The organism is Microcoleus sp. A2-C3 (genome assembly GCF_036706065.1).
In the GTDB taxonomy this organism is placed as follows: domain Bacteria; phylum Cyanobacteriota; class Cyanobacteriia; order Cyanobacteriales; family Microcoleaceae; genus Microcoleus.
This window is the reverse complement of the sequence record NZ_JAUBVX010000066.1, coordinates 1-15,992: the sequence shown is the minus strand read 5'-3', so window position 1 is coordinate 15,992 and position 15,992 is coordinate 1. Positions and strand designations below refer to the sequence as shown.

General features: G+C 44.9%; 14 protein-coding genes. 4 read left to right on the top strand and 10 right to left on the bottom strand.

Going from position 1 to position 15,992, the window contains the following annotated elements:
* Positions 1-28: 28 nt before the first annotated feature.
* Positions 29-712 carry an HAD family hydrolase gene (locus tag QUB66_RS26065; RefSeq protein ID WP_332970199.1) on the bottom strand — a complete coding sequence of 228 codons (684 nt, stop codon included), beginning with the start codon at positions 710-712 and terminating at the stop codon, positions 29-31.
* Between the two features lie 565 nt (positions 713-1,277).
* Here QUB66_RS26065 and QUB66_RS26060 point away from each other — a divergent pair.
* On the top strand, positions 1,278-3,341 hold the full coding sequence (locus QUB66_RS26060; protein ID WP_332970200.1) for a diguanylate cyclase: 2,064 nt from the start codon (positions 1,278-1,280) through the stop codon (positions 3,339-3,341).
* A complete protein-coding gene (locus tag QUB66_RS26055; protein ID WP_265235389.1) occupies positions 3,322-3,855 on the top strand; it encodes a GNAT family N-acetyltransferase in 534 nt (177 codons plus the stop codon). The genes QUB66_RS26060 and QUB66_RS26055 overlap by 20 nt, the downstream gene beginning before the upstream one ends.
* A 20-nt stretch (positions 3,856-3,875) precedes the next feature.
* Here QUB66_RS26055 and hppD read toward each other — a convergent pair whose 3' ends face one another.
* The 9 genes from hppD to pstS form a co-directional block, all read right to left on the bottom strand.
* Positions 3,876-4,934, bottom strand: a complete 1,059-nt coding sequence (gene hppD / locus QUB66_RS26050; RefSeq protein WP_332970201.1) for a 4-hydroxyphenylpyruvate dioxygenase — start codon at positions 4,932-4,934, stop codon at positions 3,876-3,878.
* 310 nt (positions 4,935-5,244) lie between these two features.
* Entirely contained in the window at positions 5,245-5,952 is a 708-nt protein-coding gene (locus tag QUB66_RS26045) for an SDR family oxidoreductase (protein ID WP_265235387.1), read from the bottom strand.
* A 426-nt stretch (positions 5,953-6,378) separates the two neighbouring features.
* Complete coding sequence (locus QUB66_RS26040) at positions 6,379-7,788, bottom strand: NYN domain-containing protein (protein ID WP_332970202.1); 1,410 nt, start codon at positions 7,786-7,788, stop codon at positions 6,379-6,381.
* 42 nt (positions 7,789-7,830) lie between these two features.
* The gene (locus QUB66_RS26035) at positions 7,831-9,105 is read right to left on the bottom strand and encodes an APC family permease (RefSeq protein ID WP_332970203.1); all 1,275 of its coding nucleotides are present in this window, start codon (positions 9,103-9,105) and stop codon (positions 7,831-7,833) included.
* Positions 9,106-9,512: 407 nt separating this feature from the next.
* Entirely contained in the window at positions 9,513-10,364 is an 852-nt protein-coding gene (pstB, locus tag QUB66_RS26030) for a phosphate ABC transporter ATP-binding protein PstB (RefSeq protein WP_332970204.1), read from the bottom strand.
* 137 nt (positions 10,365-10,501) lie between these two features.
* Positions 10,502-10,624: a hypothetical protein gene (locus QUB66_RS26025; RefSeq protein ID WP_332970205.1), complete on the bottom strand. Its 123-nt coding sequence runs from the start codon at positions 10,622-10,624 to the stop codon at positions 10,502-10,504.
* Between the two features lies 1 nt (position 10,625).
* Positions 10,626-11,606 carry a phosphate ABC transporter permease PstA gene (gene pstA / locus QUB66_RS26020; RefSeq protein ID WP_332970206.1) on the bottom strand — a complete coding sequence of 327 codons (981 nt, stop codon included), beginning with the start codon at positions 11,604-11,606 and terminating at the stop codon, positions 10,626-10,628.
* 2 nt (positions 11,607-11,608) lie between these two features.
* Positions 11,609-12,610, bottom strand: coding sequence for a phosphate ABC transporter permease subunit PstC (gene pstC, locus QUB66_RS26015; protein WP_332970207.1), 1,002 nt, complete (start codon positions 12,608-12,610; stop codon positions 11,609-11,611).
* 215 nt (positions 12,611-12,825) lie between these two features.
* Entirely contained in the window at positions 12,826-13,854 is a 1,029-nt protein-coding gene (pstS, locus tag QUB66_RS26010; protein ID WP_332970208.1) for a phosphate ABC transporter substrate-binding protein PstS, read from the bottom strand.
* Between the two features lie 196 nt (positions 13,855-14,050).
* Here pstS and QUB66_RS26005 point away from each other — a divergent pair, with 196 nt between their 5' ends.
* Entirely contained in the window at positions 14,051-14,188 is a 138-nt protein-coding gene (locus tag QUB66_RS26005; protein ID WP_332970210.1) for a hypothetical protein, read from the top strand.
* A gap of 4 nt (positions 14,189-14,192) precedes the next feature.
* Positions 14,193-15,701, top strand: a complete 1,509-nt coding sequence (locus tag QUB66_RS26000; RefSeq protein ID WP_332970211.1) for a UbiD family decarboxylase — start codon at positions 14,193-14,195, stop codon at positions 15,699-15,701.
* Positions 15,702-15,992 lie beyond the last annotated feature (291 nt).

Here is a 15,992-nt window from a genome sequence, read left to right as displayed (position 1 = left end):
CTGTTGACAACTGACAACTGACAACTGACTAATGACTATCTAAAATAATCTCAACTGCTTCACTCAAATTATTAGCAATTAAATCCGGTTGGTACATTTCTAGTTGAGTGCGATCGCGAATTCCGCACAACACACCAATTACCTTGACACCGTGGGTTTTTGCCGCGATGATATCCGCCTCAGTATCCCCCACCATCCAGAGATCAGAAGCCGGCGGCAGTTCAGCCAAAGCTCTTGCCATCAGCAGCGGCTTATCTTTAACATCCCCAGTTTTGACGTAATCATTAGGGAGGCAATAGCGGCGGTTTTCTGGGAAAAAATGCCCTAAATTGCAGCGGTTAAAAGCTTCGTCTAGTTCCCTGACGCGGCGCATGGTCATCACCGCTAAGTCTACTCCAGCGCGCTGCACCTTTTCGAGCGTTTCCACGGCGCTGGGAACTGGTCGATCGTACATCAGGAACGGCAACGTGTGGACAGTTTGACGGCGTTTCTGGGCAAATTCGACGGCTTGGGCTGCATCTAATCCTGAGAGGATGCCGATTTCGCTTTCGGGAACCCGCGCCCGCTTCATGTTCCAAAACTCGGCTTTCGGGAGTTCGTGCACTGCTTGGCCCTCACGCTGAGTCTCGGCCAGACACTGCTGATAAACTCGGTAATAGCGATCGGACACATCCATGATCGGGCCATCAAAGTCGGTAATAAGTCTCAGCATTGAGCAGAATATTTTTAAGATTTTATACAAATTGTTACAGATTATATCACTTCAAGGTCACAGCTCCTTTACAAAAATTGACACAAATACCCAGGGGAGGTAAGGTCTATAGGAATGTTGCTAATTAAAGGCAACAGTTTAATTCAACTGTGCCAATCACCAACTGTAGCGGTTGTAACAAATATCAGGGAATCTACAATTTAAGATATGTTGCATAAATACGGCTAACCGCTACGTATTGTTAATAAATCAAAACCTCAATCGAGGCTGATTTTTACTAAGCTTGCTCACAAAAAAAGTGGGTTTAATTAATATTGTTACATTTCTAAAATACAAAAAAACTGCTTGGAGAATCCAAAATTTATTGTGTCGATCAATTAGCCAGCCCGAATAGTTACTGGCATCCACCAATATCAAAACTTTCCTGAGAAATAGCAGCCAAACAACAACTAACTTTATCTCCCAACCATTAAGTGTGATGATCTACAATAGCGAAAGGCTCCCAAAATTAAGTTTACAGATTAGTTCCCAAAATATTAATAATCTGCTTGACAAACTGTTGTCCTTGCGTCGCATTGAATACCTCACAGTTGATCGACAACTTAAAATTCTAGAAACATCCTTAAACGTGCAAGAGTTGGCCGACATTCCTGATGGGGTCGAAAAAGGAAAAGATTTGCGCGATAGTTTTCCCGAACTGATCGGAATCGAAGAAGTGCTAGACGATATTCTTGAACAACGACAGCCAATTTTTCAATTAAAATCAGTAACAAAAATTTTAACTAATGGCTCTTATTTGTATCTAGATTTATATTTGTTTGCTCAGAAAAATCACCTGAAACCTGAGAGATTGATTGTTTTATGCGAAGACGTAACAGACACTGCTGCGCTTCAGCAAAGTATGGTTCAGGCAGCAAACGAAAACAGTATTAAAGTTAATTCCTTGGTGAGCGCTCGCGATTATATTGACAAAATTGTTAACTCTATCAATGATATTTTATTGGTGACAACGGAAGCGGGAAAAATCAAAAAAGTGAATAAATCCACCGAATTATTATTTGGATATACCCAATCAGAATTAATCGGTAAACCCATCTCGATGATTACGGCTGACGAGGAATTATTGCGTCAAGTTAGCCAGCTACTTCCTGAACTTAAAAATGAATCTTGGCATCAAGTAAAAGTAGCTTGTACAACTAAAAAAGGTTCAAAGCTGACAGTTGCATTTTCCTGCTCTACGATCGAGACCAGCATAGAAAGCCAGCACTCAGACAACAAAACCACCATACAAGATTTTGTCTATGTGGGCAGGGATATCACCGAGGAACAGCGGACAAAAAAGCGTCAAGCAGCACAGTATGCGGTAGCTCGCATCATGTCAGAATCTGGTTCTTTAGAGAGCGCCACTCCGAAAATTATGCAAGCTATTTGTGAAAGTTTGGGGTGGGATATCGGCGAACTTTGGACGCCTGTGGATGAAAAACATACTAAGTCTGATGCGGAAAATACGCACGAGCAAGTACCATTTTTGTTTGCTGCACCAGATAGTAACGTTGAAGATATCCCTATTTTGCTGCGAGTGGGAGTTTGGCGCAGGGGGAGTGAAGTAGGAGAGTTTGTGGAAAATTGCCAGCAGATTACTCTAGAGCCTGGTGCGGGTTTGCCGGGAATAGTTTGGAACACCGGTTATCCGCAGTGGATTACGGATCTGCTTAAAGATCGCAATTTTATGCGATCGCACTTAGCAGCTAAAGCAGGATTGCGATCGGCCTTCGGTTTCCCAATTCGCGCTAGCGGTCAAGTTGTGGGGGTAATGACTTTTTTCTGCCGGGAAAAACAGCCGTCGGATGAAGACTTGCTTCAGATGATGGCCGCGGTGGGTTCTCAATTAGGGCAGTTTGTCAAGCGCAAATATGCGGAGAAAGAATTGCAAGAAGCTGAAGCTTCCATCCGGTTTTTGTACGAACAGGAAAAACAGCAAAGTGAAAAATTAGCTCAGCAAAATTTAGCTTTAGAACAGACAAAATTAGAGTTAGAAGCTGCTAACCAGGAATTGCACAGACTGGCATCTGTGGACGGTTTGACTCAGATTGCTAACCGTCGTTGTTTTGACAAAAAATTGCAATCGGAATGGCAGCGGATGGGTATAGAGAAAGAACCAGTATCTTTGATTTTACTAGATATCGATTTTTTTAAACTTTACAACGATCGCTACGGGCATCAAAAAGGCGACGAATGTCTCAAAAAAGTGGCTGAAATTTTAGACAAAAATGCTCACCGGGGAGGCGATTTAGCAGCCCGCTACGGTGGCGAAGAATTTGCGGTAATTTTGTCCGGGACTGATGCCAGGGGAACGCTGCGGGTAGCTGAATTAATTCGCAGGGATTTGAATGCTATGGCAATTCCCCACGAAGCTTCAAAGGTAAGTGAGTCCGTGACGGCGAGTATGGGTCTAGTTACTGCTGTACCCGCTGCTGAACTATCTGTGGAGTGGTTGATTGGGGAGGCAGATCGATCGCTCTATCAAGCTAAACTAGAAGGGCGCGATCGTATATTTGTTTACCTAGACTCGAAAAGAGAATTTCAGAGCAGGAAAGGAGTATTTTCTGATGATTGTGAGAGAAGCTAAAATCGCTGACGCACCTGCCATTGCACGGGTTAATTTAGACACTTGGCGGACAGCTTACCGAAAAATTGTACCGCCAGATTACCTCGCGCAACTGTCATATCAAAAACGAGAAAGCAATTGGCAAGAAATCCTGGCAAACGTCAAAAATACTGGGGATTTTGTCTGCGTTGCTGAGAATAGATCAGGACAAATTGTGGGTTTTGCTGCGGGCGGTTGCGAGCGTACTGGCAAATATGCTTATCAAGGAGAATTATTTGCCATCTATATATTGGAGGAATATCAGCGTCAGGGAATCGGACAGCAACTTGTGAGAAAAGTTGCCACAAAATTGGCAGAATTAAATTTGAATTCGATGCTGGTTTGGGTACTGGGAGACAATTCCGCCTGGAAGTTTTATGAATTTTTGGGAGGTGAAAAAGTGGACGAAGAACAGACAAGCAGAGCCGGAGTTATACTCAAGGAAATTGCTTACGGGTGGATGGATATCACAGTGCTGATAAACACGCCTGCTTAAGCTCAAAATTGGAAGTTTTATCAATCATCGATCAAACTTCCCCTCTTCATTTGTTCCCGTTCAATTGCCTCAAACAAAGCCCGAAAATTCCCAGCCCCAAAACCTCCAGCTTGCACCTGTTTACCATTAACTAAACTAACTCGGCGTTCAATAATCTCGACAAAGAAAGTCGGTTCTGCAAAAATTGGCTGGGTAAAGATTTGCAGCAGCATCGCAGCGGGAGTATCTTCTTGCCAATCTGCCAAAACTTCAGAAGCTGCGATTGCTTGCCAATCTGCGGGCAAATAGTTTTGCCGCTGTTGCAATTCGGAGTAATATGTTGAAGGAACTGGCAGAAAAGGCAAACCGCGCGATCGCAAATCGGTAACAACACCTACAATATCAGCAGTTTGCAAAGCCATGTGCTGAATTCCCGGCCCTCGATTTGCACTCAAAAACTCTTGAATTTGAGAATTAGCCGATGCCGGTTCATTAATCGGGAATTGCACCCCACCTTCAGCGTGCACCATAACTTGACTGCGTAAAGCCGACTTCTCAGTCTGAATGTCAAAATTTTGCTGAGGATCAAAACCTAATATTTTTTGATACCAACTAACAGCACTTGACAAATCGCCCACTTCAACATTTAACACTACATGATCGATCGAAGTAAACAGCGGCAGCTTACCAGAAGCTAGCACTAAATTTTCTCCAATTCGCTCAACTAGCGTATGACTTAAATCTCCCCAACCAGAGATTTTTGCCCGCTTAAAACGGCCCGTTGCTGTGATGTCTTTTTGAATCGGTTCCAGAATTTGAGCGCCTGCCACCTGCGCTCTAGCTACTGCTAATTCGATATTTTTTACCCGAAAGCCGACATCGGCAATGCCGGGAGGATGAAACTTCAACCAACTAGCAGCGGGACTAGCGGGTGTCAGGGGCGAAGATAAAACAAAACAGACATTGCCGCTGCTGACAGCTTCAGTGCGAGTGTGGCTGTTGGAAGAACCTGCTATTGATTGAAAGCCTAAGTGGCTGACAAACCAGTCGCGGGATACTTTAGCATTTTCAACGTAAAACAGAATGCGATCGAATTCCATAATCAATAGTTGAAAATGGAAAGTGAAAAATGGAAAATCGGCTGATTTTCAGGACTCAACTGCAAGGGAGAGACTGAGGAATGGAGATTTTTCATTAGTTTTTCGTGTAATCGCTTAATAATAACCCAAAAATTGAATATCTTAGCTCCCTCTGAAGGTAGAAATACATCGGCACTTAAAAGAAACGCGGTGTCTGGGATGACTTGAATTTGGTGGTGAGGCCTTCGGCAACAGTCCTGGGCGCAAAAAATGGTTGACGTGCTACTTAGTAGAGACTCAATCGGTGCGCCGAAGAGCACCCCACAAACTACTAAAAGAACAAATGACTTTCGGGCTGAATATTAATTTCTAATGGTACAGCTTGCGGGTCAGAAGCAAGAGCAAACATAATTGCATTTGCAGCAGTTTCGGTACTCAGCATTTTTGAGCGGTCTACCTTCAGACTCACATTATCCCAAAACGGAGAATCGACTCCACCAAAATAGAATAGTGTAAATTTAACGCCGTAGCGACGCAGCTCATCTGCCATGCACTTGCTGAAACCAACTACCCCAAACTTTGAAGCACAATAAGCGGTTCCCATCGCCATCGAATGCTTGCCTAAAATCCCGATGACATTGCAAATGTGGCCGGATTTGCGGTCTTTCATCACATTTGCGGCTGCTTGAGATGTGTAAAAACTGCCTTTCAAGTTCAAGTCAAGCATCGCATCTAAATCAGCGGGTTCTAACTTGTTCCACTGCTTGAGAATTCCGGCACCAGCGGCGTTTACGAGGGCATCAATTTGTCCGAAATGTTCGACAGTTGTCTGCATCAGCGTCTCGACTTGCTGCAAATGGGTGATATCTGTCGGTACGCACAGTACCTCTGTTGCCGAAAGTTCGCTAGCTAAAGCGTCTAATTTACTGCTATCTCTGGCGGCGAGCACTAGCGTCGCACCTGCATCAGCGAGTTTGCGGGCTACCGCTGAACCGATGCCGCCTGTCGCACCCACTACAACTACAACTTTGTCCTGCATATCGCTTTACATTTCTTTACGTCCCGATTGTATGATAACTCAAGTTATGGGGCATGGGGCATGGGGCATAGGGCATGGGGAATAGGGCATTGGTCATTAAACAAGATTGTATAAATATTTGATTAATACGAAAACCGCAGATTATAGGCAGATAAACGCAGATAATTTCAAGATAATTTGGGAACGAGTGCAATCTTGTCTATTGGGAATTGGGAATTACAGCGGTTCTCAACTTTCGTGAGGTAATCGCCATCCTATCACCGATTACCGATTACCATGATCCATTTCCTAATTAGACCTCTTGCAAAAGTCCTTTTAATCAAATTTTGGAATGGGCAAGATGCCCATTCCACAAGAAAAAAAAAAATTTGGAATGGGCATCTTGCCCGTCCTAGCTATTTTTGCAAGATGTCTATTACTGTTTGATTAATTCAGGGAAACTTGCCAGCCTTTTTCGGCTTTATTTAGCTGGAGAGACGTGCAGGATTGTAAAAATTTAGGAAATTTTCTACCGATATTAAACTCTTTAATTATTTGGGTAATTTGTTTGCCGTATTGTTTGTGAAATTCGCTGCCTACATTGGAGAGGAATACAGAATTGTGAGGAGAGTTGTCGGTCAAGTCGCTAACTATTTTGACCAGAGCTTTTTCTAAGTCTTCCAAGGAATTAATATCTGTCAATCTGGCTGGTGGTTCTTCGTTGTGATTGAGATTTTCTTTATTGAGTATTGGGGGTGGGGGTGACAATTTGACTTCAAAAAGAGTGACATAAGTTTGAGAAATTTCTGAGGGTTTGTGGACGACAAAATCGGTTGGATATTTGAGAAAAATATCCTTGGTTTTACTGCCGAGTAAATGATGGGCAACAACTTCATTGAGGACTAAACCATGATTTTGTCTAAACAAAGCTGAAATTGTAGAAAGTTTTATCCACTGAGCTGAAGTGCGTTGTTGCTCTTTTTTGATTAATTCTTTTAGCTGAATAACTAATTGTTCTACGGGTGTAATTTCCGGTATGATTACGAGAGAATGGGTTTCCACTTGTCCGGTTTTGCTGTTTAAAACTATGATTTTATCTGTTTGCTTGCGGACTTGAAATACGGTTAGTCCGTGGGCTTGCAGTGTGTTGCTGAGGTGGGTGAGGGCGCGATCGGACGAACAGACAAAAATCTCTTTGGCTGTGGGATAATGTACGAAAATTGATGCGCCTACTGTTGCCATTTTTAAGTCGGCGCTGTCTTTGCCGGGGGGCACGTGAATCAGTTGATAGCCGCGCTGGTGAAATTCGGCATCTTTTTTGCCCATGCTGCGCCAGTTGGCAAAGGCTACTTTGATTTGGATGGGATAGTGGCAAATTCCTTCTAGAAATTTTTCGGTTTCGATGGTGAGTTGCAAGTTTTCGACATCTAGCAGCAAGATGGCAATGCCGATAGGAAGCGAATTTGTTTGATAGGCGGTGGGAGTTGGAGGTTTTGGGGAATCTGAGTTTGGTGATTTAGCTGGTGCTATTTGGGATTCGGCTAGCTGCTGAATTTTGGCAAATAATTTGCTGAATTGAGATGAATTAATGAATTCTGGAATCAGCAGAATTTGGAGATATTTTTTCGCAGTCAGCAGCAGGGAATTTGTATCGCTGGCTACTTTGAAACTTTTGGTCAATTTTTCAATCAAAACGGACTGAAAATCAGGTTTGGCCCAGGGGGTTTTCCTGTATTTTTCAGCTATCCATTCGGGATGCTTTTCCTGAATGGCAATTAGTGTTTGAGCGATATAGCGACTGATGGCGCTGAATGCGACTGATTCTTGAGTGGCTAGGAAGGAAGTTCGATCGGGCATGGCCCTCTACAATGCGGGATGGTGTCTCAATCTATCATAATGTTAGTTTCTTGTCGGTCGCCGGACGATCGCCCGCCAAATCCAACCGGCAGCAATTAACGCCAACCCAGTCAGCCAAATTTGCCTCTCCACCCAGAAAGCCAGAAACAGACACGCAGCCAATCCAACCCAAGCCAGCCACTGCGGGTAAAGCCTTTGGGCGGGGGAAAGTTGCAGCGCTGCGAGGTTGGTGATGGCGTAATAAATCAAAACGCTAAAGGCGCTGAATGACCAAGTGGTTTTGACATCGCCGACTAAAATTAAAAGTGCGATCGTAATTTCGACAAATATCACAGCCACATAGGGCGTTGTCCCCGCAGGATTCAGCCGCGCCAAGACTCTCGGCACATCCAAGCGCCGCCCCATCGCCAGCCAGACGCGCGACAGCCCTAAAATTAAGTTCAGCAAGACTCCCAGCATGGCGGTAATTGCGCCGACGGCTAGCAGTTGCGAAACTCCGGGAATTGGAAAACTGCGGGCGATGACTTCCAAGGGTGCAGCCGCAGCGCCTGTTTGCAAGGACAATTTATCTGCTCCTCCCGCACCTGCGACAACTATTGCTACCGCCACGTAAAGCAGCATTGTCAGCACCAAAGTAAAAATTATGGCTTTGGGAATGGTTTTCCTAGGTTCCCGCACTTCTTCGCTCATTGTGGCGATGCGGCCGTAACCGGTGTAGGCGACAAACATTAGGGCGGTGGCGTGGAGGATGGAGCTGATCGAGCTATCATTCTCTAGCGCGGACATTTTTTCCCACCTTACCTCTGGCAAACCCGCAGCGATAAAGACAGCCAGAGATAAGAGTGTAACTGAGACTGTGGCTGTATTGGCAATATTCGATCGCCTGATTCCGGTCAAGACAATTAAAGTTAGGACGGCGAGGGCGATTAATGCTGTTAGGATTAGGTAAGTGCGATCGGCAACACCAACTGCATTTAAAAAATACCCCGCAAAACCCAAAGCAGCAGTAGCAGCCGAAGCCGTTTTAGCCAACAAAAACATCCAGCCGGCAGTAAAACCCAGCCAAGGATTCAGATATTTATAACCATATTCATAAGTACCGCCACTAACAGGGTGACTCGCGGCCAACTGAGCGCTGTTAAGTCCATTGCAGACAGCAACTAAAGCCGCAATAGCCACAGCAAGAATCACTCCCTGCCCCGCAATTTGGGCCGCAATCCCGATACTCACAAATACCCCAGTACCCACGATTGAGCCGAGTCCCATCAGAGTTGCGCCAAAAACACCCAATTCTCGCTTTAGCAATGGTGAAGACATATAGCCAGATGTTGAAGGAAGAAGGAAGAAGGAAGAAGAAAATTGCAATTTCCCGCAATAGTTTCAGCAATTAATAATATTAATTCCGCTCTTCATCGGAATTATTCATATCTCTCTAGTCTCCCTCTGTGTTCTCTGCGGTTAAATCATTCCGATGCAACCGGAAACGATATAACGTCCGGTTGAACCTTGGCGGTTTCCATAACTATAGCAGGCAAGATGCCTGCTCCACAAAAATATTTGCCTGTTGTGGAACAGGCATCTTACCTGTTCTGAAAGAGGTTCAAGGTGTAAGCAAGTAAATCCACTTAGTTAAAAGTAAGATACAGATGGCTAAAAAGCTTGCTGTATAAACATTCTTCCTTCTTCCTTCTTCCTTCTTCCTTCTTCCTTCTTCCTTCTACTTATTAACCGAAACGACCTTGAATATAATCCCTCGTACTCGAATCACTTGCAGAAGTAAAAATCCGACTTGTCGGCCCAAATTCCACCATGTGGCCGATGCGACTTTCATCAGTATTAAAGAAAGCCGTATAATCAGAAACCCGAGCCGCCTGCTGCATATTGTGTGTTACAATCACCACAGTCAACTGCTGTCGCAGAGTCTGAAACAACTCCTCAATCTTCATAGTAGAAATCGGATCTAAAGCAGAACAAGGCTCATCCATCAGCAAAATTTTTGGCTTTACTGCCAAAGCGCGAGCAATACAAAGCCGCTGCTGCTGTCCCCCCGAAATCCCCTGCGCCGACTTCTTCAAATTATCTTTCACCTCATCCCAAAGCGCCGCACTTTTTAGCGCCGATTCTACAATTTCATCTAATTCTGCTTTGCTTTTGCGACCAAAAATGCGGACTCCATAAGCAATATTATCGTAAATGCTCAGCGGAAAAGGATTCGGCCTTTGAAACACCATCCCCATTTGGCGGCGCAAACTATTAATATTGACTTTCGGACTGTAAATATCCTGTCCAAAAAACTCAACCCTGCCTTTGATTTGAACTTTTCCTTCCAATTCGCCGATGCGGTTGAGAGCTTTAAGAAACGTTGATTTCCCACAACCTGAAGGGCCGATAATCGCCGTCACTTGCGGGTGAGGGATATTCATCGACAAATTTTCGAGCACTTTGTGAGTTCCGTAGGAGAAACTCAAGTCCTGAACCCGCAATGCTGGCATGGCATTTGGGTCGATTTCAGGAGTCGCATCTTCTAGGAATTGGTCGCTATATTTTTCTGACTTTAAGTTACTTTTAGGTGTCATTATTTGCAGTTTGTCTAGTGTTGGTGGTAGATTTTTAGATGCAAAATTTTACCAGATGGCATTATTTAGTTCGTCTTGATAGCTATGCACTCATTTCCGAAATCACGGATAGACAAATAGCTATTTTTACCCTCTTTTTACCCTGAGCGAAGCCCTTGGGCTTCCCTCTTGTCTCTTCCTTCTTCTCTCTTCCTTCTTCCCTCTTCCTTCTTCCCTCTTCCTTCTTCCTTCTTCCTTCTTCCTTCTTCCTTCCCACGCAATTTACCTATCTTGCAAGCGTTTGCGAGTGACGGCGCGGGAGGCTAAGCTAGTAACTAAAACCATTCCCAAAAGGACAGAAGCGGCAGTCCAAGCCAATTCGTTCTGCTCCTTGTAAGGAGAGCTGGCGTAACTGTATATTAATACTGACATAGAAGGAGTTGGAGTCAGGAGTGTTTCTGGGATTTCTTGGATTTTTAAGATGGTTTCTGCGCCGACGGGAGACTGAACTATTTCGCCCAATTTCTCCACTAAAGGAGGCCAAAATTGGCTCGACAAAGCAGTTACAATTAGGGGTGCAGTTTCGCCGGCGGCGCGGGAAGCTGCGAGTAAAATGCCTGTGGTAATAGTCGGGAGTGCTGATGGAATAATAATCCGAAAAATAGTTTGAAAGCGTCCGCCTCCCAAGCCAGCAGAAGCGAGGCGGTAAGAAGTCGGCACTAATTTTAATGCTTGTTCTGTTGTCAGCGCCACAACGGGCAGCATGATAATACCCAGAGCAATGCCGCCAGCTAATCCTGAAAATGCCTTGGTTGTTACAACAATTAAAGCGTAAGCAAACACACCGACAACAATTGAGGGAACACTGCTGAGAATGACGGTGATAAAACGGATGGTATTCGCAATCGCCTTATTTTCCCGACCAAACTCTGACAAAAATATTCCCGTCATCACGCCAATTGGTACACTAAATAATGTGGCAATTCCCACCATTAAAGCTGTACCAAGAATCGCATTTGCAAAGCCGTTGGGCTGGTCTTCAACTCCGACGGGTGCGGGCAGAGATACTAGCACTTCCCAGCTTAAATGTGTCAGTCCTTCTCCCAAAATTTTGTACAAAATAGCGAACAAAGGCAGCAGGGCAAGACCTGTAAGAGCGAAGGCAATAACTGTCATTCCCTGGCTGAACAAATTTCGGCTTAGTGACAGGGGTTTGTATATTTCTGCATCCATAATACTGTTTAAATTTTGTGCTTGAGTCATTGTTAATTCTTAGCTCCTTTAACGCCGATTAGCTGCACTAGCAAGACTGCGACTGCGTTCACCAATAGGGTAATCACAAATAAAATTAGGGCTAAATACATTAAAGAGCCGATGTGCAGTTCTTCTTGAGCTTCCCGAAATTGACTTGCCAAAACAGCGGGAATTGAGTAGCCGGGAGCTAATATAGATTTGTTGATTTGAATCGAGTTGCCAATTACCATTGTGACTGCCATTGTTTCGCCCAAAGCGCGTCCCAATGCTAAGATGGTTGCTCCGATAATTCCGGAACTTGCTGCTGGTAATAATAGCTTAAATATGGTTTCCCAGCGGGTGGCTCCGAGGGACATTGAAGCACTCCGCAAATCTACTGGAACTGACAGCAAGACATCGCGGCTGATGGCGGCTACTGTGGGCAGAATCATAATCGATAAAAGTATTCCAGCGGGCAGCATTCCCGGCCCAAAAGGTTCGCTACTGAAGAGCGGAAACCAACTAAAATTGTTGAATAGCGACTGCTGTAAAGGCAGCAGAAAGGGAATTAAGACAAAGATTCCCCACAAGCCAAAGATGACGCTGGGAATGGCTGATATTAATTCAACCATGAATCCCAAGGGCGATCGCACCCAAGCAGGCAAAAAGTTCTCGCTGGTAACGATAGCTACGGAAAGTCCTAGAGGAAGTGCGATGATAATGGCGATCGCAGAACTAACTACTGTACCGTAAATAAACGGCAAAGCCCCAAACTGCAACTCTCCGATATCCCATTTGGGATTCCACAAAAACTCCAATCCAAACTTGCTAATAGCAGGCCAAGCATCCTTAAAAATTATCCCGCTCATCCAGAACAGGATGCCCGCCGTCGCTATAGCAAAAGCCCATACAAATACAGTAAATCCCGACTCCAGCCACAAACCTTCACCCTTCGTATTAGTCAAGTCTACGTGAGTGGTGATTTCAGCAGTCTTTTGAGTCGATTTTTTGGGTTTCTTTGAAGAATTGGTCATACCAGAGTTATGGCGTAAACAGCAAAATGTTTGACTGAGAGACTAGCTTGTAAGGTGCTTGTGGCGCACCTTACCTGAAACTAGCTAGTAGATTGTGCAGTACGCACTCCTGCCCCTGAAACGATTTTGTAGGGTGCGCACTGCGCACTCCTGCCCCTGCAAGTTATGAGTTTTGAGTCAAATCTATGACTCAAAACTCCCTGAAAATCTCCGAATTAACCTTTAGCAACTACAGTCTGATTAACTGCTTGAATCACCTTTTTAGCTGTTGCTTGAGGAATCGAGGTATACTCTAATCCTTTGTTGAGACCTTGACCTGTTGTCATTACCCAATTAACCATCTTTTTAATAGCATCTGCTTTCGCAGCAGGATACTCTTTGTGGATTAACAGCCAAGTCAAGCCAACGATTGGATATCCATCGCGTGGATTTCCTTCAACTAAGCGGAAGTCTGCTGGATAGGTTTCCCCTGCTAAAGCTTTCTCTGCTTCTGCCAAGCTAGGATCTACAAATCGACCAGCTTTATTTTGAATAAACGCTGTTTGGAGATTGTTTTGCCGAGCGTAAGTATCTTGAACGTAGCCAATTGAACCAGCCGTTTGTTTCACCAAACCTGCTACGCCAGGATTTCCTTGACCGCTGAGAGGGCTACCGGGCCAACTCGGTTGAGCGGCACTTTTGATGCTGCTGCCAATGGCTTGCAAGTGGTTAGAAAAAATAAAGGTTGTACCGCTGCTGTCTGCGCGCACAACTACTCGAATTGCACTATTTGGCAAATTTTTAGCTTGTCCGGCAATCCCTGCGATTTTCGCATCGTTCCAGCGAGTAATTTTGCCTTCAAAGATGCCTTTCATGGCATCGGCATTCAGTTTGACATTGTTGACTCCGGGCAAGTTGTATACAACTGCAACCGCGCCGCCAGCAGTCGGAATTGCGATCACGCCGCGCTTTACCTGAGAGATTTGTGCAGGCGTCATCAGCGCGTCGCTGCCTGCGAAATCCACAGTACCTGCAATTAATGCTTTGATGCCAGCGCCGGAGCCAGTACCTTCGTAGTTTACGGTAATTTGATTTGCACTTCTCATTTGGGAGAAGTAGCGATCGTACAAAGGTTTAGGAAAAGTTGCTCCCGAACCGTTTAGTGTGACAGCAGCTACAGCAGAACTAATCAAACTTAGCGAAAATGCTGCTACCGCTAGCGAAACTATAAAGCCACGTCGCCAGCCTTTAGTGAAGAAAACCATAACTCCTCGTCCTCAATATTAATAGCAAGCTTTACAAATCTCTCCCATAGGATAGACTGAAATCCCCAAACAAAGGGATATAAAAGGATAAGCTTGTTTTAAATTTTGGTTAAACTTAGATTAAATAAGAAAAAAATAAGCTTTGTTTAAATTATGGTTAAGAGTATTTCAAATAAAGATTAGCTCAACTCATTTTTTGATCGATTTAAAGAAATACCAAATCATAGAGTTAACGATAACAGTAGAAAATTATTTGGCGATCGGGCGATCGCCCCTCACCCCCACTCGATCGCCCGATCGCCCCATAATAGTAGAGACACTTAACAAATCTTAAAAAAATGGCAAGAGACTTGCGGGGATTCCTGAAACTCCTAGAAGAAAGGGGACAACTGCGCCGAATTAGCGCTTTAGTCGATTCCGACCTCGAAATTGCCGAAATTTCCAACCAAATGCTGGTCAAAGGCGGGCCCGGACTTTTGTTTGAAAACGTCAAAGGGGCAGAATTCCCCGTGGCGATTAACCTGTTGGGTACAGAAGAACGGGTTTGCTGGGCGATGAACATGGAAAAGCCGATCGAACTAGAAGAGCTCGGCAAAAAATTGGGAATGCTACAACAGCCAAAACCGCCCAAAAAGATATCCCAAGCCATAGAATTCGGCAAAGTTTTGTTCGACGTAGTGAAAGCCAAACCAGGCCGCGACTTCTTCCCAGCTTGTCAGCAAGTGGTATTTGAGGGAGAAGGCGTGGATTTGAACAAAATCCCGATGATTCGCCCCTATCCGGGAGATGCGGGCAAAATTATCACCCTCGGTTTGGTAATTACCAAGGATTGCGAAACCGGTACGCCGAATGTGGGCGTTTATCGGTTGCAATTGCAGTCAAAAAACACGATGACTGTACACTGGTTATCTGTCCGGGGCGGCGCGCGGCACTTGCGGAAAGCGGCGCAGGCTGGTAAAAAGTTGGAAGTTGCGATCGCCCTGGGAGTTGATCCGCTGATTATTCTCGCCGCCGCCACACCGATTCCTGTAGATTTATCCGAATGGTTATTTGCCGGACTTTACGGCGGTTCCGGCGTGCAATTGGCGAAGTGCAAAACAGTAGATTTAGAAGTACCTGCGGACTCGGAAATCGTATTAGAAGGAACGATTACACCGGGTGAAGTTTTGCCAGACGGGCCCTTTGGCGACCACATGGGTTATTACGGCGGCGTGGAAGATTCGCCGCTGGTTCGGTTTAACTGTATGACGCACCGCAAAGACCCGATTTATTTAACCACATTTAGCGGGCGGCCGCCGAAGGAAGAGGCTATGATGGCGATCGCGCTCAACCGCATTTACACCCCTATTTTGCGGCAGCAAGTATCGGAAATAGTGGATTTCTTCTTACCAATGGAAGCGCTGAGTTACAAGGCCGCAATTATTTCCATTGATAAAGCATATCCCGGTCAAGCGCGCAGGGCTGCTTTAGCATTTTGGAGTGCATTACCGCAGTTTACTTACACTAAGTTTGTGATTGTTGTCGATAAAAGTATCAACATTCGCGACCCGCGTCAAGTAGTTTGGGCAATTAGTTCTAAAGTCGATCCGGTTCGGGATGTATTTATTCTGCCGAATACGCCTTTTGATACGTTAGATTTTGCCAGTGAAAAGATTGGTTTGGGAGGCAGAATGGGGATTGATGCTACTACGAAGATGCCGCCGGAAACCGATCACGAATGGGGGGAAGTTTTGGAGTCCGATCCTGATATGGTGGCGATGGTCGATCGGCGTTGGGCTGAGTATGGTTTGGCTGATTTGAATTTGGGTGAGGTCGATCCGAATTTGTTTGGTTATGAGATGAGGTAGTAGTCGTAGGGTGTGTCGCCACAGAAAAGTCCTGAAAGTCGATCGACAATCTCATAGCGACGCACCTCACAAATAGTCAGCGGTAGAGTGCGTCAGGAAAGGTAATTCTCAATCATCACGGACAATCTCATTCTGACGCACCAGCTAATAAATGGTGCGTCAGCTATGAGATTGTGAGTTTTTCCTAAACATCTTCGTAGCTGACGCACCCTACTTAAGTAGCTCAACAAAATTAATTACACAAAACAACTAATATGATATAATAAAACTATTGAGCTGTATTCAAAGAGA